This is a genomic window from Aphanothece hegewaldii CCALA 016 (assembly GCF_003007785.1).
GTDB classification, from domain to species: domain Bacteria; phylum Cyanobacteriota; class Cyanobacteriia; order Cyanobacteriales; family Microcystaceae; genus Chroococcus; species Chroococcus hegewaldii.
This window is the reverse complement of the sequence record NZ_PXOH01000050.1, coordinates 1-21,612: the sequence shown is the minus strand read 5'-3', so window position 1 is coordinate 21,612 and position 21,612 is coordinate 1. Positions and strand designations below refer to the sequence as shown.

General features: G+C 37.9%; 22 protein-coding genes. 8 read left to right on the top strand and 14 right to left on the bottom strand.

Features of this window, described 5'->3' with window-relative positions:
- Both C7H19_RS23425 and C7H19_RS23420 read left to right on the top strand, forming a co-directional pair.
- Positions 1–331, top strand: a 331-nt coding sequence (locus C7H19_RS23425) for a transposase (RefSeq protein ID WP_181280643.1), incomplete at its 5' end; no start/stop codon positions are given.
- Positions 332–347: 16 nt separating this feature from the next.
- The gene (locus C7H19_RS23420; protein ID WP_106459331.1) at positions 348–932 is read left to right on the top strand and encodes a hypothetical protein; all 585 of its coding nucleotides are present in this window, start codon (positions 348–350) and stop codon (positions 930–932) included.
- A gap of 381 nt (positions 933–1,313) precedes the next feature.
- Here C7H19_RS23420 and C7H19_RS23415 read toward each other — a convergent pair whose 3' ends face one another.
- From C7H19_RS23415 to C7H19_RS25415, 9 genes are all read right to left on the bottom strand, one after another.
- On the bottom strand, positions 1,314–4,397 hold the full coding sequence (locus tag C7H19_RS23415) for a type I restriction endonuclease subunit R (protein ID WP_106459330.1): 3,084 nt from the start codon (positions 4,395–4,397) through the stop codon (positions 1,314–1,316).
- Positions 4,394–5,005, bottom strand: coding sequence for a DUF4276 family protein (locus C7H19_RS23410; RefSeq protein WP_106459329.1), 612 nt, complete (start codon positions 5,003–5,005; stop codon positions 4,394–4,396). Before C7H19_RS23410 ends, C7H19_RS23415 begins: the two co-directional genes overlap by 4 nt.
- A gap of 35 nt (positions 5,006–5,040) precedes the next feature.
- The gene (locus C7H19_RS23405; protein ID WP_106459328.1) at positions 5,041–6,252 is read right to left on the bottom strand and encodes an AAA family ATPase; all 1,212 of its coding nucleotides are present in this window, start codon (positions 6,250–6,252) and stop codon (positions 5,041–5,043) included.
- Positions 6,253–6,284: 32 nt separating this feature from the next.
- Positions 6,285–7,598, bottom strand: a complete 1,314-nt coding sequence (locus tag C7H19_RS23400; RefSeq protein WP_106459327.1) for a restriction endonuclease subunit S — start codon at positions 7,596–7,598, stop codon at positions 6,285–6,287.
- Between the two features lie 59 nt (positions 7,599–7,657).
- Positions 7,658–7,999, bottom strand: a complete 342-nt coding sequence (locus C7H19_RS23395; protein ID WP_106459326.1) for a HepT-like ribonuclease domain-containing protein — start codon at positions 7,997–7,999, stop codon at positions 7,658–7,660.
- The gene (locus C7H19_RS23390) at positions 7,996–8,289 is read right to left on the bottom strand and encodes a nucleotidyltransferase family protein (protein ID WP_106459325.1); all 294 of its coding nucleotides are present in this window, start codon (positions 8,287–8,289) and stop codon (positions 7,996–7,998) included. Before C7H19_RS23390 ends, C7H19_RS23395 begins: the two co-directional genes overlap by 4 nt.
- Entirely contained in the window at positions 8,279–9,838 is a 1,560-nt protein-coding gene (locus C7H19_RS23385; protein WP_106459324.1) for a class I SAM-dependent DNA methyltransferase, read from the bottom strand. Before C7H19_RS23385 ends, C7H19_RS23390 begins: the two co-directional genes overlap by 11 nt.
- A 14-nt stretch (positions 9,839–9,852) precedes the next feature.
- Positions 9,853–10,080 carry a helix-turn-helix domain-containing protein gene (locus tag C7H19_RS23380; protein ID WP_106459323.1) on the bottom strand — a complete coding sequence of 76 codons (228 nt, stop codon included), beginning with the start codon at positions 10,078–10,080 and terminating at the stop codon, positions 9,853–9,855.
- A gap of 318 nt (positions 10,081–10,398) precedes the next feature.
- Entirely contained in the window at positions 10,399–10,557 is a 159-nt protein-coding gene (locus C7H19_RS25415) for a ribbon-helix-helix domain-containing protein (RefSeq protein WP_181280720.1), read from the bottom strand.
- A gap of 136 nt (positions 10,558–10,693) precedes the next feature.
- On the opposite strand from C7H19_RS25415, the gene C7H19_RS23375 reads away from it, so the two are divergent.
- On the top strand, positions 10,694–11,527 hold the full coding sequence (locus tag C7H19_RS23375) for a hypothetical protein (protein WP_146136579.1): 834 nt from the start codon (positions 10,694–10,696) through the stop codon (positions 11,525–11,527).
- Here C7H19_RS23375 and C7H19_RS23370 read toward each other — a convergent pair.
- The 4 genes from C7H19_RS23370 to C7H19_RS23355 all read right to left on the bottom strand — a co-directional run bounded on the left by C7H19_RS23370 (position 11,524) and on the right by C7H19_RS23355 (position 16,349).
- Positions 11,524–13,398: a UvrD-helicase domain-containing protein gene (locus tag C7H19_RS23370; RefSeq protein WP_106459321.1), complete on the bottom strand. Its 1,875-nt coding sequence runs from the start codon at positions 13,396–13,398 to the stop codon at positions 11,524–11,526. The two genes, C7H19_RS23375 and C7H19_RS23370, sit on opposite strands and share 4 nt — an antisense overlap.
- A gap of 215 nt (positions 13,399–13,613) precedes the next feature.
- Positions 13,614–14,891 carry an RNA-guided endonuclease IscB gene (gene iscB / locus C7H19_RS23365; protein ID WP_106459320.1) on the bottom strand — a complete coding sequence of 426 codons (1,278 nt, stop codon included), beginning with the start codon at positions 14,889–14,891 and terminating at the stop codon, positions 13,614–13,616.
- Positions 14,892–15,202: 311 nt separating this feature from the next.
- The gene (locus C7H19_RS23360) at positions 15,203–15,787 is read right to left on the bottom strand and encodes a hypothetical protein (protein ID WP_106459319.1); all 585 of its coding nucleotides are present in this window, start codon (positions 15,785–15,787) and stop codon (positions 15,203–15,205) included.
- 64 nt (positions 15,788–15,851) lie between these two features.
- Positions 15,852–16,349 (bottom strand): hypothetical protein, encoded by a 498-nt coding sequence (locus C7H19_RS23355; RefSeq protein WP_106459318.1) that lies wholly within the window; start codon positions 16,347–16,349, stop codon positions 15,852–15,854.
- Positions 16,350–16,599: 250 nt separating this feature from the next.
- Here C7H19_RS23355 and C7H19_RS23350 point away from each other — a divergent pair, with 250 nt between their 5' ends.
- On the top strand, positions 16,600–18,099 hold the full coding sequence (locus tag C7H19_RS23350) for an ATP-binding protein (protein WP_219907727.1): 1,500 nt from the start codon (positions 16,600–16,602) through the stop codon (positions 18,097–18,099).
- Between the two features lie 286 nt (positions 18,100–18,385).
- On the opposite strand, the gene C7H19_RS25980 is transcribed toward C7H19_RS23350, so the two are convergent.
- Entirely contained in the window at positions 18,386–18,541 is a 156-nt protein-coding gene (locus C7H19_RS25980) for a hypothetical protein (protein ID WP_181280719.1), read from the bottom strand.
- 289 nt (positions 18,542–18,830) lie between these two features.
- Here C7H19_RS25980 and C7H19_RS23345 point away from each other — a divergent pair, with 289 nt between their 5' ends.
- The 4 genes from C7H19_RS23345 (at position 18,831) to C7H19_RS23330 (ending at position 21,345) form a co-directional block, all read left to right on the top strand.
- Positions 18,831–19,115 carry a hypothetical protein gene (locus C7H19_RS23345; RefSeq protein ID WP_146136578.1) on the top strand — a complete coding sequence of 95 codons (285 nt, stop codon included), beginning with the start codon at positions 18,831–18,833 and terminating at the stop codon, positions 19,113–19,115.
- Positions 19,116–19,273: 158 nt separating this feature from the next.
- Positions 19,274–19,843: a calcium-binding protein gene (locus C7H19_RS23340; protein ID WP_106459315.1), complete on the top strand. Its 570-nt coding sequence runs from the start codon at positions 19,274–19,276 to the stop codon at positions 19,841–19,843.
- Positions 19,844–20,003: 160 nt separating this feature from the next.
- A complete protein-coding gene (locus C7H19_RS25410) occupies positions 20,004–20,780 on the top strand; it encodes a calcium-binding protein (RefSeq protein WP_146136577.1) in 777 nt (258 codons plus the stop codon).
- A 91-nt stretch (positions 20,781–20,871) separates the two neighbouring features.
- Positions 20,872–21,345, top strand: a complete 474-nt coding sequence (locus C7H19_RS23330) for a calcium-binding protein (protein ID WP_106459314.1) — start codon at positions 20,872–20,874, stop codon at positions 21,343–21,345.
- Positions 21,346–21,612 lie beyond the last annotated feature (267 nt).

Below are 21,612 nucleotides of genomic sequence, written 5' to 3'. Positions count from 1 at the left end.
AAAATCCTTTGCCGCAGCTGTAGGAGCAGGACAAGACAAAATTATCCTTTTGGTTCTTGACCGCGCTGGATGGCATATGAGCGAGAAAGTTGAGTTACCATTAGGCATCTTTTTTGAGCCTTTACCTCCTTACTCTCCCGAATTACAACCAGCCGAGAGACTTTGGGCTTTGGCTGATGAGCCTTTGGTCAACAAGAGCTTTGAAACTCTTGATGCTTTGGAAGTGGTTCTCGCTCAACGCTGTCATGTTCTTGCACAAATGCAACCTCAAATTCAAGCTTTGACTAACTATCATTGGTGGCCAGATCCAGAAGTTTTCAAGGCTGGATAAAACCTCTTTGTATACAATGGCTAATAACTACGGATTTGGTATGACGGGTGCATCTAGTGTTCCTCTAGAAAATTATAAAGGGTGGGAGACTCAAAAGCTTGACCAGATTCCTGGCTTAAAAAAAGTTCCGTTCTCTAAAATGCCTTCAGCTTTAGTTCCTGAGATTGCTGGTATTGCTCGGATTGATGCGCTTTGGGGAACTGAAGAAGCAAAGCGATATCGTACCATTACTGGAAGTTATCAACAGGGTTTTCAAGTTCCTTGTAATGAAAACTGTGCCTATCTTGAATTAGATGATATTGAGGGGACTGGTCGCACCATTCGGAGCGAGTTTGAAGGAAAACAGTGGATCAGTGGTAAGTATCAAAAAGTTAATGGAGGAAGTGGGTGTTTAAAGATGGTCAATGGTGGCAAGGAACCTACGGGACGACATCCCTTTGGGAAAGCATTTAAAGTTTCTCTTGAGGATACTTCTCAAAGTGATGATACGGCCCAAACTGCCTTATATTTTAGGATTAAGGTTAAGTGTGGTGCAACTCCTTATTTTTTAGGCCCTTTTCCCTTTCTAAAAGTTCAACGGGATGGCTGGATTATTTATTAATGGTTGTAAATATAAAATTCGGTTGAACAATATGAAACTCGGTTAAACAATTGTTAAGAGTGTTATCCCTTTGTCTTCCTGTTATTTTAGTAATTAACGCCAGTTTGGGTTAAGGTGGTTTTGCGCTCTATTCTACGAAAGAATCAAGGATTCAGCCAACGAGGGAATCAGGGGTTTAGCTTATCCCGAACTCAGGTTAATTAATGATTAGCCTGTCAACGATTCCAGTTCACTCTCGATCTGATACAATTTAACAAAATTGTTCAACCGAATTTCATATAATTTTCTCATTTTTTCTTCCTCTAAGTGTTGTATCAAAAATAACTTAGTAAATTGTTCAACCGAATTTTATGTTTACACCTAGAGCTTAATTTCTCTGTTTTAAGTTACCCAATTCTTACACAACAATTCGGCTTGCTGTAAAACGGTAATCGTCGCTTTCTCCTGTTTATCGGGAGGATAGCCGTATTTTTTCAGCAGCCGTTTCACTGTCACTCTTAATTTAGCCCTAACTGTCTCCTTTACCGTCCAATCTATTGTTAAATTACTGCGGATGGCTTTGACTAAATCACGGGCGATGGCTTTAAGGGTTTCATCGCCTAGAATCTGAACAGCACTATCATTAACCTCTAAAGCATCGTAAAAAGCAATTTCATCTTCGGTTAGCCCTAAATCTTCTCCTCGTTTTTGGGCTTCTCGTATTGTCTTGGCTAGTTCGATTAACTCATGGATGACTTGGGCGGTTTCGATAGAACGGTTCTGATAACGTATGATGGTATTTTCCAGCATTTCACGGAACGAGCGAGACTGAATAAGATTTTTGCGGGAACGGGTCTTAATCTCGTCGTTGAGGAGCTTCTGTAAAACTTCTAGAACAAGATTTTTATGAGGTAGACCTCTAACTTCTTCGAGAAATTCATCAGAGAGAATGGCGATGTTGGGGTTTTTCAATCCTGCTGCGGCGAAGATGTCAATGACTTCCTCACTCGCAACGGCTTTCGAGACGATTTGGCGGACGGCTGCATCAATATCACTAGGGCTTCTACCGTTAGTAGTGGTGTGTTTGACCATTGCCGCTTTGATGCCTTGAAAGAAACCGACTTCATCTCGGAGAGCGATCGCTTCATCGGTACTGCTGACGAGGGCGAAGGCTTGGGAAAGTTCGGTAACGGCTTGGATGTAGCGTTCTTTGCCGTTTTCGAGTCCGAGGATATGGTTAAGGGCAGCAGGGATAGTATTGAGGCGTTCGGTGGGAGTTCCTGTAAAGAATTTCCGATAGTCAAAACCGTGATACAGGGCTTGAACGATTTCGTATTTTTCCTGTAGGATGGCTAAAACTTCTTCAGTTGGAATTGCTGTATCTCCTCTGTCGCTTTCGGTGTAGTCTTTGAGGGCTTCTTTGAGTTGTTCGGCAATACCAAGATAGTCTACGACTAGACCCCCTGGTTTGTCTTTGAAGACGCGGTTTACTCTGGCGATCGCTTGCATCAGTCCGTGTCCCTGCATCGGTTTATCGATGTAGAGAGTATGAAGGCAAGGGGCATCAAAACCCGTGAGCCACATATCCCGTACTATCACCAGTTTCATCTCATCTTCGGGTTTCTTAAAGCGTTTGGCGAGGTCTTTTCTGGCCCTCTTGCTTCTGATGTGGGGTCGCATTTTCGCTTCATCGGCGGCTGAACCAGTCATGACGACTTTAAGAGTTCCTTTATCGTCATCGTCATGATGCCATTCGGGTTTGAGTTGAATAATAGCATTGTAGAGGTCGGCACAAATACGGCGACTCATACAGACTATCATTGCTTTACCGTCGATGCTGGCTAAACGGTTTTCAAAGTGGGTAACAATATCAAGGGCGACTTGTTGGATGCGTTTTTCTGAACCGACGAGGGCTTCTAGTCTTGCCCATTTGCTTTTCAGTTTTTCTTTGGTAAATTCCTCTTCGTCTTCGGTGACTTCTTCAAAATTGGGGTCAATCTTGGGTTTTTCTGAGGCTTCGAGTTCGAGTTTAGCCAGTCTGCCTTCATAGTAAATTCTAACGGTAGCTTCGTCTTCAACTGCTCTTTGGATGTCGTAGATGTCGATATAGTCTCCAAATACAGCAGGGGTATTAATATCAGTAGCTTCGATGGGTGTTCCTGTAAATCCGATGAAGGAGGCGTTAGGGATGGCATCACGGAGGTATTTAGCGTAACCGTAAGTAATACGAGCTTCTTCATCTTTTGTCGTGATTTTGGCTTTGAGTCCGTATTGGCTGCGGTGGGCTTCATCGGCTATCAGGACGATGTTTCTACGGTCTGAGAGTTTGGGGTATTCGATGCCTGTATCGGGGGCGAATTTCTGAATAGTCGTAAAGACGATACCGCCAGAGGCAACTTGGAGTAATTCTTGTAGATTTTCTCTATCTTCGGCTTGGGTGGGTATTTGGCGCAATAAGTCACGGGCTAAAGAAAAGGTATTAAACAGTTGGTCGTCTAAGTCGTTCCTATCGGTGAGGATAACTAAAGTTGGATTTTCCATTTCGCTTTGCTGAACGATTTTTCCTGCATAAAACGCCATTGTGAGACTTTTACCGCTTCCCTGGGTATGCCAAACAACGCCGACTTTTCTATCACCGTTCGGTTGAGTGGCTTCTATTGTGGCTGCTACAGCTTTGTTAACGGCGTGGTATTGATGATAACCTGCTATTTTTTTAGTAATGATGTCGCCGTCTACTTCAAAAACGATGAAGTAACGCAGTAAGTCGAGGAGGATGTTTTTTGTAAAGATGCCTTTGATGACGGTTTCGAGTTCGACGGTTCCTTTGGGGGCAATGGTTTCACCGTCGATGGTTCGCCAAGGGGCGAATCGTTCCCAGTCGGCGGTTAGGGTTCCGACTCTAGCTTCGGTTCCATCGGAGATAACTAAGATTTCATTTGTGGGGAAGAGACAGGGAATTTCTGCTTTATAGGTTTGTAGCTGGTTGAATGCGCCTCTAATGGTAGCGTTTTCATCGGTGGGGTTTTTCAGTTCGATAACGGCGATGGGTAATCCATTGATGAAGATGACGACATCGGGGCGGCGGTTCTGTTTTCCTTCGATAACAGTAAATTGGTTGAGGGCTAACCAGTCGTTGTTATTGGGGTTTTGGAAGTCGATTAACCAGACTTTATCGTATATCGTGCGATCGTCTTTTTGATAGTTTACGTCTATCCCATCGGTCAGGAGTTTGTGAAAGCGTCGGTTATTGTCGTAGAGGTTGGGGCTTTCAGTTCGGGTGAGTTTTTTGATTGCGTCTTCGATGGCTGAGGGGGGAATGGAGGGGTTGATGGTTTGTAAAGCGTTTTCTAAGCGTTGGGTGAGGATGACATCGCTATAAGATTGTCTTTCGGTTTCAATTTCCGTCGCATGATGAGTGGTGTATCCGAGTTCAGTTAACCAGTAGATGGTAGCTTGTTCTACGATGTCTTCAGTGAAAGTGTTCATGAAATTATTTCCAATAAACCAGCGTAAAAAACTTGAAAACTTCTAGAACGGTTCATTTGAAGATTCATATGTTGAGAGATTTCTCTAGCTGCTCTCACTTTTTCTAAACCTCCTTTGTGATGCCCTGCTCTTTGAAGTACCTTTTCTAAGTTTTCCCAAGTTCCACCCCTAATTGCATCAGAGTCTCGATATTTTTCTTTTTGTCCCAAATTAGGAGAAACTCCAGGATACGCCGAGACAATAGCATTAATGTCACCAAAAAACCAAGCTTCTAATTCTTCAATAGCAATTCGATTCAAGATTTGATAGGGTTGATGAGTTTGAGCAGTAGACTTGGTTATAAAACCTGTATCTAACGCCATTCCCTCAAGCTTACTTTTGAGGTCTTGACAATCTTCATCATCTTTATCTACAAGAACTATAATTCTATAATCATCGGGAATCCAATTTTTATATCCTTTCAATCGTTCAGGTAATTTTTTTAGTAAATCTGATTTACCTCTAAAAGCATGAATATCATAAGTAATATCAGTCTTCAATATGGTAGGTAAAATTTGAAGTAAAAATTCTTGAGTAGAGAATTCTTCAACCAGAAACTCGATATGCAAATTTAATCAACCTCCTTTACACTTAAATAAAAAACTTAATTTTTCTTAGGCATTCCAGAATTTTTTAGAGGATTGCCAACATCAAAATAATCCTCCATCCATAACTGTCCTAATAATGCTCCCTGATTGATAAAATCTTGTATACCTCGCATTTCAGAGGTTTTTCTAGCTTGTGTAAAACCGTTTTCATCTCGATAAAGTACCCAAACTTGTTCGGGCTTAAGTGCATCAACAAAAAAAGGTGAATGAGTGGTTACCATTAACTGAGTGTTAGCGGAAGCAGCAAGACATTCTTCGGCTAATTCGGGTAATAAACGAGGATGAAGATGATTTTCTGGTTCTTCTATACCTACCAATTGAGGGGGATCTGGATCATATAATACTGTGAGATAGGCTAACATTTTTAAAGTGCCATCTGAAGCAAATTTAGCTAAAATAGGTTGCTCAAAAGGAGCATCTTTTATTTGTAAAAGAAGCCGCCCATCCTGCATAATTGAAGCCTCGACTTTTTCTAAACGAGGAACACGACGCGAAAGAGTATTAAGAATTTTTTGTAAAAGTGGGGGATGTTGTTCTTTCAAATACTGGATAACATTCGGTAGGTTATCACCAGTAGGCGATAATCTTTCCTGTGCGCCTGCTTCGGGAAGACTTCGAGTATTATCAGCCGTCAGATAGGAGAGATACCAACCTGTGATAAAACGACGTAAAGCACTAACACGAGGATGTTTAGCAAATTGCCCTAAAGTGCTAACCGCTATAAATTCCCGTGATTCTAATTTTTCGTAATCTCTTTTATCTTTTTCATCTGGCATATCCCCTGTAATTGCTTGTCCTTCACCTTCTTTAAAATCAAGAAATTTAAAAGGTTTTCCATGCTGTCCTCTTCTCCATTGCAGCCATTCTTCAGCTACACAAGGCCCTTTTAAATCTTCTGTAATAGACAGATGATAAGTAATAAGAGGAGAATCAGCTTTTTCACGATATTTGAGTTCTATAATAATTGGCCCATCTGCACCTCTTGTTCTGAGTTCTCGAAATCTCCCTCGTTTATCCCATGCTTTTCTCAATCCAACTGTAAAACACTCGGATAAAAAGGCAAAAACATCAAAAATAGTCGATTTTCCGCTACCATTAGGGCCAAGAAAAACTGTTAGAGGAGTAATATTTTTTAACTCCAAGTCATTTAAAGCTCGGTAATTTTGAACTCGCAAATATTCAATTTTAGGTATGGAGTGTCTAGGCATTGTTAATTATCTCCTGTTTTTCTATTGTCTTCTTATGCTACAGCCTCCAGTAATTTTTCAGCTTCCTTAACCCGTATCTCTCCTGACATAAGTTTCGGTAGTAGGGTATCTCGAATGGTGGTCAGTGCATAATTTTGATTTTCGTTTTGCCATATCTGTTTTTCAAATGACTTAATCATTGTTAAAAAAGCTTTTTGAACTACTTTAGGAGTTAAAATAATTGGAAAATAACTTATTGATTCAAAAGTGATTTGAGGAAATGTTCCTGATCTAGACTCTGCAACTATTTGAAACTCTGTTAATGTATTTTTTAGTATGAGTATTCGATATAATAATCTTGGCTCTATGTCTTCTAAAGCACGAATGATCATAAATTTTGTTGACACTACATAATCTCTAGCATCAAAATCTACAAATGCGTATCTCTGATTGGCAGGACGAATTTCATTAAATAAAATATCATTTTTATCTATAGATTTTTTCGCCTGCCCTGGTAAACCTTCTTTACTAATTAGATTATTATGTAAAAACTTACCAGATAAAACATCTCCAGTGTTAATAAAAATAACTTGATCTTTTTTTAGAAAATCAAACGATTTAGAAAAATTTTTAGCTAAATTACCGAGCTTCTCAATCTTCCACCCCTTCGGAATTAACCCTAAAGCTGACTCCTCAAAACTATCAGGGAATAACTCAGCCGTTGCAGCATCCATTCCTACTGGTTGTCTCCCTTCCATCTTTGCTCTTACGGGGTCAAAATCCACGAACCAAGACTTAAATATAGCCCTCGCCATCGCTTCTAGAGTTTGATTCATCTGTTGATTAAGTTCGATTTTGTCATCAAGTGTACCGAGGATGTGGGCGATCGCTTTTTGTTCGGAAAGGGGAGGAATTATTAAATTGATTTGTCTTAATTCACTTTGTTTAATGCCTAATACTGTTGTCCCTGATGCTCTAGAATAAAGTTGATTTTGGATAAAGTCAGATTGCATTAGAAATTTTAAATAAGTATTATCTAAAAGAGTCGGTTTTCCTCTCAGAGTAATAATTCTTTGAGCAAGTGCTACTTTTTTACCATTAAGCTGTGCAATTTCTCCCAATGGTGCTTCTGTCGTCATAACCACATCACCTGACTGTGGCATTCCTCGACGCATCCATAGTTCATAATCCTCTTGTGCGATATATTCTTCTACTTCGTGAATACGACCATTTTTAACAATTTTTGCAGTAATTAAGGGAATACCGAAAGTGGTTTTAGTAGGAGTTTTTCCACGATAATCAATTATTGCTGACATACACTTTTCTAAAGGCAATAATTGCCAATCTTTTAAAAAATTATTACTCATACCTCAACCTCTGCAAAATCCGACGAATCTTATCTTCTAACTTAGCTAATTTCTTAACTTTAACCATTCCAAAACTCCTGTGAAATTTGTTCAATAGCTGTTTCTAATTGGGATAAGTAATTATCGACTACATCCCAAACAATATCTAAATCAATACTTAGATATTCATGAGCTAATCTATTTCTGAAGCCGACTATTTTCTCCCAAAGAATTTCTGGATGCGCTTCTTTCCATTCGGAGGGAAGTTTTCTGACTGATTCACTCATTACTTCAAGATTTCTAATCACAGCATCTTGAGTTTTCAAGTCTTCGTAAAAAATGTTTTTTCCCTCAACTGTATACTGTTTAATTCTCTCTATACAGTCTCTAATGTGTATTAAATAAATTCTATTTTCTTTCATAAATTAATTGCCTCTTTGAAAATTTTATCTCGGATAAAATAATGTAAAGATTTTGCGGTTACTACATCTACTTTTTTATTCAGTAAATTTTCTAAATCTTCAATTAATCCTACTGGAAACCAAGGTGTTATCTTGTCCAAATCATAATCTATCAAAAAATCGATATCGCTCTCCTCATTTTCTTCTCCTCTAGCAACCGAACCAAAAACTCGTATATTATAGGCTCCATGTTTGGCTGCTATCTGAAGGATTTCTTCTCGCTTTTCTAACAATAAATCTTTAAATGTCATAGCCCAATCCTCTTAGATTTTTTCTAATTTCTGCTTCTAGTTTAGAACTTTCGCTAAACTGTTCTCCTAACAACTTCGTTAACCGTTCTATTTTTTCCTCAAACGGTTCGTCATCATCTTCTGTTGCTTCTGCCCCAACATATCGCCCAGGAGTCAATACATACCCATGTCCTTTTATTTCATCCCAAGTCGCACTCTTACAAAATCCTGCCACATCTTCATATTCACCCTTCCCACACCCGCGCCAATTATGATAGGTTTCGGCAATACGGGTAATTTCTGCTTCGGTTAACTCTCGATGCACCCTATCTATCAACACTCCCATCTTCCGCGCATCGATAAATAATGTTTCTCCTGTACGCTTGCGAAACTTACCATTATTTTTATTTCTAGTCAAAAACCACAGACAAGCAGGAATCTGGGTATTGTAGAATAACTGTCCTGGTAATGCCACCATACAATCCACTAAATCCGCATCGACTATCGCTTTTCTAATTTCTCCTTCTCCTGATTGGCTAGAACTCATCGAACCATTCGCTAGAACAAACCCTGCATAACCATTGGGATTAAGATGACTAATCATGTGCTGTATCCAAGCATAGTTCGCATTTCCCGCAGGTGGTGTTCCATACTGCCAGCGACTATCTTCAGCTAGTCCGTCGCCACCCCATGCACTCATATTAAAGGGAGGATTAGCAATAATAAAATCGGCTTTTAAGTCTTTGTGTAAATCATGGCGGAAACTATCGGCAGGATTTGACCCCAGATTACAATCGATTCCTCTAATCGCTAGGTTCATCTTACATAGTTTCCAGGTCGTCGGGTTTGATTCTTGCCCATAGATAGAAATATCGCCAATTCTTCCCCCATGTGCTTCGACGAACTTTTCGGATTGAACAAACATTCCCCCACTGCCACAGCAAGGATCATAAATTCTCCCTTTGTAGGGTTCTAACATCTCGACTAATACTTTGACGACGCAAGTCGGTGTGTAAAACTGACCACCTTTTTTCCCTTCAGCACTGGCAAATTGACCTAAAAAATACTCATAAACTCTCCCTAGAATGTCTTTAGAGCGACTGGCAGCAGTTCCTAAACCAATCGTACCAATTAAGTCGATTAACCGTCCCAGAAGAGTTTTATCGAGGTCTGGACGACCATAATCTTTGGGTAAAACACCTTTTAAAGAAGGATTTTCTTTCTCAATCGCTGCCATCCCATCATCGACTAATTTACCGATTTCAGGTTTTTTGGCATTACTTTGTAAATAAGTCCATCTTGCCTCAAGTGGAACCCAGAAGATATTTTCTGCTAGATACTCATCTCTATCTTCGGGGTCTGCGTATTCATCTAGTGAGAGTTTGTCGTAAATTTCTTCAAAAGCGTCAGAGATGTATTTGAGAAAAATTAACCCCAGAACAACGTGCTTGTATTCGGCAGCATCCATATGTCCTCGTTGTTCATCAGCCGCTTTCCATAATATCTCTTCAAATCCTAGTCTTGCATTGCTACTATTGGTTTTCGTGGTTTCGGCTTTGGAGCGAGGCATTTAATAACTTCCTATCATGGCGAAAAATACTGCTCTAATAAATCTATTCCCTGAGTTCCCAACTGCTGTAACTGTTGTTCAATCAACCTCAGAGCCATCGGTAAAGGTTGGGTTTTCCCGTTTTCCCAACGATTGACCGTTTGAAAAGATACTCCCAACTGTTGAGCAAACTGGATTTGAGTTAAGCCCATCCTTGAACGAGTTTCACGGACTAATAAAGCGAGATTGGGGGATTGAGACACAGATTTAAGAGTTAGGGAACAATTGCAGACTTAATTCTAGATTACGCTAACAGGTGATATATCGCACATGGTATATTTACGGATTTTTTCTCCCGTTAAGCTAACAATCCATGAAATTTTGTAATTTAGTTCATAGTTCTCCATGATTATCTGACCTAAAGTATTTAAGTCTTCTAAAAATAATTGCGTAATGTGTTACTTTGCTTAAAAAACTGTCACCAAATCATTAAATAATGATTTTCTTTAAAAAGGCGAGTTTGGGCAAATAGCTTTTTAATGTATAGGTATAAAGGAGGAAATAGTTTCCTCCCTTATTATTTAGTTTTCTTCTGTGATTTTAATTTTTCGGGAACCGATCTTTTCTAAAAGTCCTGAGATGCTTACACCTTGATCGGCGGCAATCTCTCTTAAAGCTTCCCAAGCTGTTGGTGTGACAGTTACACTATGGAGTGCTTTGGGTTCAGCAGAGTGTCGCATCTGTAGGTTCTTTAGTGAATTGATATGAGTTCCACGTTTTGTCATTTGCTTAAAGTTAAATGTTCTATTCTATAATACTTGTTTTTTCGTTCTTTTTTCCATAACATATATATATATATTATGGAATGAACACGATGTGAGCAAGCTTACGGCTATTCAGAAAAAGCGGAAAAAGCAAATCGAACAGGAGCTTTCTGTGGATCTACTGGTCGTGCCTGAAGTTGAAATTGCCAATTTTGAGAGGATCGGTAAAAATCTGGCGACTATTAGAGACGAGAAACTGTATTTCCCTGATCCACAATTTTCGTCTTATTACCAGCGCGTTTTTAAATTATCAAGTTCGCGGGTTTATCAGTTTATCGATGCTTATCATGTGATGACCAAGCTTAGAGAGAGTAAAGTAACTCTGTTACCCAAAAATGAGGCACAGTGTCGTGAATTAGCCAAAAGAGAGGATAATTTAGTGCAAATTTGGAATAAAGCACTAGAAATAACCGATCGTCCTTCTAATAAGGTGATTCGGGAAGTTTCTTTTTCTCTTTTTAAAGAGCGTTTGGAGCAGAAATTAATTAGTCGTAATCAGGTTTCCTGTCCTTTCCCAGTGGGTTCAATTGTTTCGATCAAGCGTTCTGAGCATTCACAGTTTACACATTGTTGGGGTTATGTCTGCTCAATTAATAATTTTACGGTTACGGTGCAAACTTGGTGCGGTCAGTATCTTTCTAAAATCGAGGATTTAGATTCTGTTATTGTTCTTGATCAGAAATCATTCAAGAAACACTGCGATCGTCTTTATCAGCTTTTTTTAAAACTTGAGGAACAAGATGTGAGTGTTAAAGCTTTTTTAAATGAACTCGGTAAATCTTCTCGTGTTAATTTAAGTTCAGTTGAAATTGCGATGTTGGATGCCATTGAGCAAAGTTTAGCGGATAAAGCCTCTCAACGACAAACACTAACAGCAGTAATTTAAAGAATTTGAGTTTCAAGAAGACTGCATTTGATCAGATATAATTGCTGAATTTGTTCTTTTTCCTTTTCATCTTGGGCTTCTTTTATTCCTTGCTCGTACTGAAGTACAATTTCATCGAGTAATTGTTTTCTAATTTTAGAAGAATGTTCTATTAAATCTAAAGTAAATACTTCTTCAATTGACTTATCTAGTTCTTTGATTTCTCCTGGTTCTTTAGGATTCGCATTTCTTGGAGTATTAACTAGATAAAGTTCATTCATTGCTCTAGAAAGGGCAACATAAAGTAGATTGATTTCTTGCTCATCTTCCCAAGTTTTTTTATTTTTATTAAAGTAGGGTAAAGCCTCTGGATTTAGAAGAAAAACTCTTTTAGCTTCATCTCCTTTGGCTCGATGAATAGTTGATAATAAAAGTGAGGGTCGGTTTTCATCATCAAATAAGTTTAGTAGCTGTTGACAGAACGTATCAAAATCAGGACTTTTAAATTCAGAGTAACAGTATAATAAACATTTCTGCTCATCTTCATACTGAGCAGCAAGTAAACTATCTTCATTTTTATTGGCAGTTTCAATTAGTTTCTGGTAATGAGAATTTAAGTTATCCAGCCATTGAGTTGGCCAATCTAACTCATCCATGAGATATTGTTTGGCAATTTCAATAAGATATTTCCCAATATTTCGGCCTCTGATTTTAGCCGATAAGTTTTTTTGAAGGGCAGCTAGACACCAACGAATTAACGGAGCATTAAATCGACTGAGGATTAAATCCCCATCTTGAATCTGATCGAGTACGCCTTGATGTGCAATATATTTAACGCATCCTTGTTCTTTTAGGGGGTCGCCTTGCAGATAGGGGACAAGGTTTCGGGCTAGTTTGATAATTGAATGGTCGCAGCGATGGCAAATGCTGAGTGGTAAATTTTCTGTGTTAAATTCTTGACTAATTTTAATCCAGGAGTTGCTATCACTTCCTTGAAAACCCATAATTGCCTGAAAGCGATCGCCAAAAAATAAAAGTCTAGCACCTTGATTAGCTAAAGATTTAATTAAGGCGATTTGCGAGGCATTTAAGTCTTGGGCTTCATCGACTAAACAATAGTCGTATTTAGGTGGAATCAATTGCCATTTATGGCATAACCAATGTAGGTCGTCAAAACTAAGCTGTCCTGTTTCTGATGCTATTTTTTCACTTACTTTTAAGTAATAAGTTACACATCGAATAGCCCATTGGGTAATTCTTTGCTCTATTAAGGTTTGTTGTATAAAGTCATATTTTTGAGTTGGAAATTGATAATTCAAATTATAATGTAAACAAAGTTTTTGACATTCTTCAGTATTTTCAGGATCGGTTAGCGTTTTTTGGCAGAAAGAAGCAATCTTTTTAATGAGGTTCCGAAAGAGTTTTAGTTCTAATTTGCCTAAAGGAGTGTCTTCAAAAGAGTATTTTTCGGGATGGCTCTGGTATTTACTGATGGTCTGTTTGAGAATTTGTGTTGGTTTATTTTCATCTAATTTAGCTTGCCCTCTCATCATCGCTATCAACAAAGAAAATGCTAGGCTGTGAGAGGTTGAGACGCTAACTCTTGAAATAGGGATTCTCCCTTTTGTTTTTAGTCGTTCTACAATATGAACATTAAAAGCAACAATTTTGATCCGACTTTTACTAGGTAAGGTTGCAACTGTTCCTTCAATCAATGTGGTTTTTCCCGATCCTGCAACAGCTTCAATGCTGCCGTGACGATTACTTGATTGTATCCATTCTAGGATATACCTTTGATATTCATTCCAGGGAAAGGTTTTTACTTCTTTACGCCAATGTTGAGGAGTCATCTTTTCTAAGGATTTTTGTGTGATATGGTTTGAGTAATTCATTTTATTGATTTATGATTATTCTAAATTCTTGAGATAAGGTTGATGACAATTTTTTTAAGCAATGGGAGAATACCAAATAATAAACACATGATTTGGTATTCTGAAGAAGCTGACTGAGGAGCAGCCATCTTTATAACTCCTGGGGACTCCCGTTATAGCAAAGCTTAACGGTGAGTGGAATGGAGAGGTATACATCAACTGAGCGAAGCAAATCTTTATTTAAAAGCATAATTATAACCGTCATTTCGATGAATATGAGTTAAGTATTTTGGATGAACATTAAACTTTTGATTAGGTAGTTGCAGGACAAAACTAGGGCGGAATCTAATAGCGATCCTTCCTACATATTGTCCTACAAATTTACCTGATGGAATTGATGCTGATACCAAATCTCCTGTTTGAAATCCCTCAAAGAATTTCGCTTTTAGAGCATGGCTTTGAGGAAAACCGAACTTGTCAGTCCGACACCGTTGCCTGCATCCGTGTCCTGTTGCTTTGATTAGCAAAGGTTGTAAAGTTTTAAAAGACAGATTATCGGAGACTTGACCGACACAAGCCGCATCAGAAAAATGAGTTTTAGGAACGTTTAGCCGTTTACGATTAAATTTAGTCAATCCGCCGCTACCTGTTTCTATTGGCAAGCCTAATTCTTTAAGAGAATTAAACAGTTTCCAACGAGTAGAGTTAACCGCAGCCGCATCTTTTAGTGGAGTTTTTGCTTGTTTGAGGATGTGATTAACTAAATCAGATTTTCCAGTTAGAAATACTTTAATATCTTGAGTACCCTTCTTCTGATTGCATAAATGGCAACTTAGCGTAAGATTACTTATTCTGTCGCTTCCACCCTTTGATTTTGGGTAAATATGGTCAATTTCTAGAGGTTGGTCTACTGCTCCACAATATTTACAAGTTCGGTTGAACTTAGCCAATAAATACTCTCGAATTTCGCAGCCCATAAGGGTTCCATGCTGGTATTCAACTCCTGATATCTCTGGATTTTCCTGCTTTTGTAAGTCAAATTTAACCAATTCAACGGCTAAAGAATTAATTGGACAATACCTCATTAATCTTTTAACCCAAGTGAGAGTAGTATCAACCCGATGTTGAAGGCTTGGAGCTAACCAACCTGGAGGACGTTTACGGTTGAGAAATCGAGCTTTACGATAACGAGTTTTTCGTCCTCGTCTTCCTCTCCTTAATTGCCGTCTTGAAGTTAAGTTATCTTTAATTTGCTGACCACGATGTTGTAGTTCGGCTCCCCAAATTACTTGATTATCTTGAACTAGAGCAATCCCTGTAAATCTAGAACCTGGGTCTAATTTAAGAGTAATCTTTTTCGGTGTTTCTGTTACTTCCTCTTTTAAAATAATGGTGAATGGAAAGCGTTTAAATACAGCCGCTAAGGAAAGCTTTAACAACCGTCTTGCCTGTCCTGGGTGAACAGGATTTAGTGGCTTTTTGGTTGTGTCTAAAACAAAAACAAAATTTGACATTATAATCTCCCGTTAGGGGTAATGTTTGCCTCGTTCTAAGTTATCTAGTCTTGTTCGGTCTAACTCACTTCCTTAACCCGTTTAGAGATGTTTAAAATTAGACGACAGTTGCTCTAAGCTGGCACGTACTTAAAGGTGTCATGAACTAGATAACGTTTACCTAAAATTTAGGTGAACTGGTCACTTTACGCGCCTAGAATAAGCTCCCGTTAAAATGCACAGCATTTAACGGTGGGTCAGTGACAATTTAATGTGCCGTTTTGTTTTTATCTATGCAGTCGGCTCAAAGTAGTTAATTATGGCTATACCATTCAGTTTTGATCGCTTATCCTAACTTGTCGGCTAACGATGAAGTGATGACCCAGAATTCGGTGCAATCCCTGGTAACGAAACTTATGTTGTAGGATTAGTCCTTCGCCTGTATTGAGTGTCCAGTCGAAAGTTTGGCTTCGCTTGCATTCAATCCTTGTTGGGGAAAGGGCGATGATTGCAATTCTTTCGCCGTAGTTAGTGCGACTATCAAAGTGCCAATCCCAAGGAAGCGGGTATAGCAATGATTTATGGTCTGTACTAGACAAGTCTTTGCAATAATGGAGAACAATTTGATTAATTTTCATCCATTCGTTTAGTCGCCCTCCCACGCATTCTAGCCAGATTGGAATTGGATTCGCTTTTAATTTAAGTGGACTGGGACTATTTAAGGGATGATTTTCGTACCACCCATAGTGCTTGATTTGATGCCCTTCAATATGTGGAGTCAAAGCTAAAAGGCTAGACTGAATAATTCTTTCGACTTGCAATGGTTCTAGAGCATCAGGAATATAGATTCCATTAGCGTTATCGAGGCTTAATTCTTCTATGGGTTTGGTTGTGTTAGAGATTGGTAAATTTAACATTTTTAAGGGTGGGTGGTAGGGAAATAAAATACCCCTACAGGGGTAAGCAGTAGGGGTATTGAGATTAAGCCGCGATTAGACTAGCTGCTAAATCTTCGGCTGTTACTTGTGAGGTTTGGGTCTGGGGTACTGGTACTATGTCAATTAGAGATTCTTCTAAGCTAAAACTTGCACCAGGATCGTTTCTCTTTGATGCTTGAAAGGTTGATTGAAGATTTCTGATTTTTAGATCTTCATAATTCAATTGCATCATGTGATGTATTGGATCTTCTGAATTGATCGTGGCAACAAGTTCACTGGTTAATTCAGCTAGAAATTGTGCATTTACTTTGGGTTGTTCGATTGAGCCGAAAGTTCCCTCAAAGACTTGATTCCAAGTTTTCCAATGATCACTGGTGTCTCGGCGTGCTGCTTTAAGTCCAGCCGCTACCAGTCTTCCTAAATCGTTTCTGGCTTGATAGTAGACTGCTTCAAATTCTTGTCGTTCTTTTGATGTTAGGGCAATTCCGTATTTCTTGTTCAGAAATTCTTTAAAAGCAACGGCGGTTTGTTTAGCATCCATGATGAATGTACTTTAAAAATAAATTTTCAATTTCAAACGCTCGATAGAGCGAAACCCCTTTAAAGGGGTTATCGTTACGTTTTAGGTTATCCCCTAATTGGGGGATGTTTTTCTTCTTTATTCTTTTTATTCTTAAATCAATTTATATTTAATTTCATTTATGGAGAGGCTTTTACAACAGTGGAGATCCTTAACTAAACAGGGGATCAAAATTATTGGATTATCTTGTTTAAATGTGGATCGATCTTTTGTGTTTCGCTCTTTCTGGCAACAAGCTCAACTTTTTCAAACTTCCTGTTACTATTACAATAAAGGTTATAAGCATATTCAGCAGTTGTATTGTGAAGAATCTTTTTATCGCTTTGTTCCAACAGGACAAGTTTTCGACCCTGCTTCTAGAGAGCAATTTTCAAATGGCTTATATTTAATTGATGATTTTGCTAATTTTAAAGATTTAGATCCAGTTGAGCAAGGCTATCGTGAGGCTGTTTTACAAAATTTACTTGATTTAATATCTTTGCAAGATCATGTTTTTATCATTCTTTTATCGAGTTATTTTTCTTTTAGTCAACGCATCAGTGCTGAAATTCCGATTCTAGAGTTGAGTTTGCCCGATGTTAGCCAAGTTAAGTCTTTGGTGATGTCTTATCTGGCTAAAGCCCGAATGGGTTTAGCCGATGAAATTAATCAGCAGCGTTTAGTTAATATTTGTTGTGGATTGCCAAGGGGAGAAATTCAGCTTGCTTTGAATACAAATGGAGCGTTAGCTCCAGATTTTCCTGATTTAATTCGTTTAATGCTTTCTTATAAATTGCGTTCATTACGCCAGTTAGGGTTAGAATTTATCAGCGACCCTGATGTTTTAGAAGCGGGTGGTTTGGATCTGTTGCAGGAATTTTTAACAAATAGAGTCGCTAAATTGAATGAACCTGGTGCAGTTCGCTATGGTTTACGTCCCCCCAAAGGAATGATTTTATTAGGCCCGCCTGGAACGGGTAAATCTTTGAGTGCAAAGTTGGCGGCTAAGGCTCTAGGATATCCTCTATTGGGCTTAAGTTGGGGTAATGTTTTAGGATCTGATAATCCTGACTATACTCTAGCGCGGATCTTAGAAGTCGCCGATACTCTTGATCGTTGTGTGTTACTGGCTGATGATTTCGATAAAGGATTTACAGGTTGGGAATCAGGTGGATCGTCGCGGCGACTCTCTCAGAGATTACTAACTTGGATGCAAGAGCGCACTTCGCACGTTTTTATGATTGCAACGGTTAATCGTATCCAACTTCTTCCTTCTGAAATCAAGCGTCGTTTTGATGATGGGGGGATCTGGTTTGTCGATCTTCCACATCTAGGAGCTTTATATCATGTCTTTCAACTGCATCTTCGTAAATATTTTTCAACTCAGTTTCAACATGGAGATCCCTGGAACGAGGATGTCTGGTATAAAATTTTGCAAGGTTATAAAGGTTGTACTCCTGTAGAGATCGCCAATGCTGTAATGCGATGTGCGGCTCAGTTTTACTGTGAGCTTGGAAAAGATGAGCGATCGTCAGCTTCTATCGATCCTATGGTTACACCGGAGCAATTACTAGATCAGCTTACTCAATTTCAAAAAGCATCGATTCGTGATGAAGCTGATTTACAAGCGATTCGCAATACGGCTTATTATGCTCGTCCTGCTTCTAGTTCAGATCATAGTATCTTTGCTGCTCCCAATTCTGAACTTTTCGATTATGCTTGCGTGAAATAGAATTCATCAAACCTAAATCTTGATGTGTTTCAATTTTTTCAGTGCTTCTTTTGCTACTATTTCTGCCTTAGCTGAAGTGATCTTTTGGTAAATTAGTGTTGTTTCAATGCGTTCATGTCCTATTTAGTGAATTAACTGTAATGTAATCTTCGTCTAAAGCATAGTTAAATAAAGCGATTATTGCTGTTCTATAATTGTTTTGAGTTGTGTAACTTAGCTCGTTGATTTTTTTAAAATGTTAAACGATTGCAGTTTTTTGAATGTTTATAATAGGAATTGAACCAAATTATTCTCGTAATGGTTTAAGAAGTGAATTGTAAACTTCTTTACTTCGTTTAACAAATTCTGGGCGATCAATAAATTCATTGGCTAATTCCTCTAGAGCGATCATCGTATTGCTATTGTCTTGCTGTTGGAATAGAAGAAGAATAGCATTTTCCACAAATTGTGGAATTTTTAAATTTTGCTCTGAAGCTTAAAACGTTTGAACTGCAAACGTTTTAAGCTTTTAATGCCTACTACTATATGAGGAAATTGAGATAGCTTAGATCATCAATAAGTACATTTGTTTTATTTTATATATGATTTTTAAGTATTTTTAATTATTGCAGTTTTATTAATTAAATTTAAAATTTAATTGTGCTTATTTATTACTTTTAAAATACAATATATTTAAAATCAATTTTGTTTGTTAGAGTAATTTTTAAGCTTGTAGACGTTTTAAAATTTTTATGAGAAGAAAAACACAATCAAAAGAAATGTGTTGTCGGGTTAATGCAATTAATAAAAGATTAAAAACATTAGCTGAAGTTGAAAATGCTTTAAAAGTTTTAGTTCAACGTAAGAAAAGTATTACTATTGCTAATTTATCTAACTTATCAGGAATTAGTAAAACTTGGTTTTATGATGAAGAGGAGTTAAGAGAAATTTTTAGAGGGCGTATATCTGAAGAATCAATCCAAAAGCTGTTTAACTATCTTAAACAACAAAAAATAATGTCTACTTGGAAAATATAAAATTTTTTCAGAAACGACACTATTGAAGAACCTTTACATAATAAGTCTTCTACGTTTCTATATTTTTAAGAAACGAAAAGGAGAGATTTTTATTTTTCTTTTCCTTTGATAGTATTAAGTTAAAAATAGTCATTAAAAATTAAAAAGGAGAAGCTAAAATGGAACCAATTGATATTAGATTAATCGGAACTGGACAAGCTGATTTTATGCAGCTAAATGGCGATGTTGGCTATTATGCTTTAGGCGGTAATGATACAGTTTATGGAAGCCAATTTAATAATTTTATCAATGGTGGAACTGGTAATGATTCCTTGAATGGTGGTGGTGGAAGTGATGTTTTAGTCGGCGATATAGGAAATGATACTTTAATCGGTGGAACGGGCAATGACTATTTAACAGGCGGTACTGATAAAGACTATTTAATTGGTGGTAGTGGCAGTGATACCCTTAATGGTGGTAGTGGAAATGATACTTTAATTGGTGGTGGTGGAGCCGATGTCTTCTACTTTTTTCTATCTCAAAATGCTGGCGTTGATCAGATCAGAGATTTTTCGTTTTCTGAAGGAGATCGAATTAAATTTTTTGCTCGTGGACTAGCCGATTCTCTTAATCAATTCAACTATAGTGCATCTACAGGAAATTTATCTTTTGAGGGGCAGGTCTTTGCTAATTTAAGTACGGGTCTAAATCTTATAGATGTACTAGAAGCAATTCAACCAACTTACTAATTTAATTAGACTCTAGCCGTTAATATAGTCAAGTTGCTTGCTCAAAAAAAGCGGTTAAAAGTTAAGGAAAAAAAAGCTTTAACTTTTAACTACTTATTGAATAATCCTTTCTGTATTCCCACAGATTTGTTTAATGTAGTTGTTGATTTCTTAGGTTCAGATGAATAATTTCAGTTTATCTAATTTTAATTCAGTACAAGATAGCTTTAATGATAGTTTGATTGGAACTTCAGGTGACGATCTACTATACGGTAATGACGGTAACGATACTTTGGACGGTCGCAAAGGCTATGATGCTTTGTTTGGTGGTAATGGTAACGATAGTTTGATAGGAGGAGAAGATAACGATCAACTCGCTGGAGAAAACGGCAATGATACTCTAATTGGAGGAACGGGATACGATCTTCTATTCGGTGGACTAGGTAATGATCGAATGGTTGCTGGTACTGGTGATGATCGAATGGATGGAGATAAAGGACAAGATTTATTAATTGGTGGAGATGGAAGTGATTATTTAGTCGGTGGTGTGGGAAATGACACACTACTTGGAGGTACGGGAAATGATTTTCTTAGCGGTGGTAGTGGACTAAATTTTCTTATTGGTGGTTTTGGTAGTGATACCATTCAGTTGTCTATTGGTGGAGTACAAAGAATTGTTGATTTAGAGAGCAAAGATGTTTTAGGTATTTCTAGATATTTTGGTTACGATGGTCAACAAATTCCTTTTCTTGAACGATGGTTTACGGGGAATGGCTTAGATCCCGCACGATTAGCGAAAGGTGTATTTAATAATAGCGATCAAAGATTGTTAGTTAAAGATGGAGCTTTGTTTGTTGATTTTGATGGCATAGAGAGTGGTTCAACTTCATTAAAAATCGCTACTGGAGCAGGATTAGAACAATTAACTACTACACAATTTATGTATATTAATGGGTAATTTTTCTTAAAATTTGTTCTTTGCAAAGAATTTTGTTCGTTAAACTATAGTTTTTCTTTTCAACACCATTTAATTTTAATTGAGGAAAAGAATGTCTAATTTTGATTTGTTTGATGCTCAATATTATGCTCGGTATAATCCTGATTTAGCTAAGGCAGGTTTAGTTACAGAAGCACAACTAAGATGGCATTTTGAAACACATGGAATTGATGAAGGGCGTTCTTTCAGCCCCTTTCTCTACCTAGTTTATTACAGACAAGCTAATCCAGATTTAGCGTCCTTTACTAATCGTCAACTGTATAACCATATTCAAGAATTTGGCATTGCAGAACAACGACGATTTAGCCCATTTGAAATAACGCAACTAAGCGATCGCGCAACGAGTAACGATGATTTGCGGTTTGGGACAAAAGGTAATGACGTTTTGTCGGGCGGTCTTGGATTTGACAAAATCTTTGGTGGCATGGGTAATGATACCCTGTATGGCGATCAGGGTACGGATTGGTTAGAAGGTGGAAGTGGTAATGATCAACTTCAGGTAGTCCCTACAAACGAGTGGAGGTAAGTTGGCATCGGGGGGTTTAGGGATTATAGTAGATCAAAATAACTACCATGTCGATTACTTCCAAGTTTTGAATTAATGTCAACACCTGCTTATCACCCCGAACAGTCTCATCCGGTATTTTCCCTTTACTGCCCTTGTCAGGACTGTGATTACTATCAAGATCCAGACAATTACATCACCAAAGAAGGAACTGGAGTTTAGACTATGACAAAATAACCCAGTCTTGTTTTTGGGCTAAGATGTTAGCAATTTGGCTAAAAATTGGGT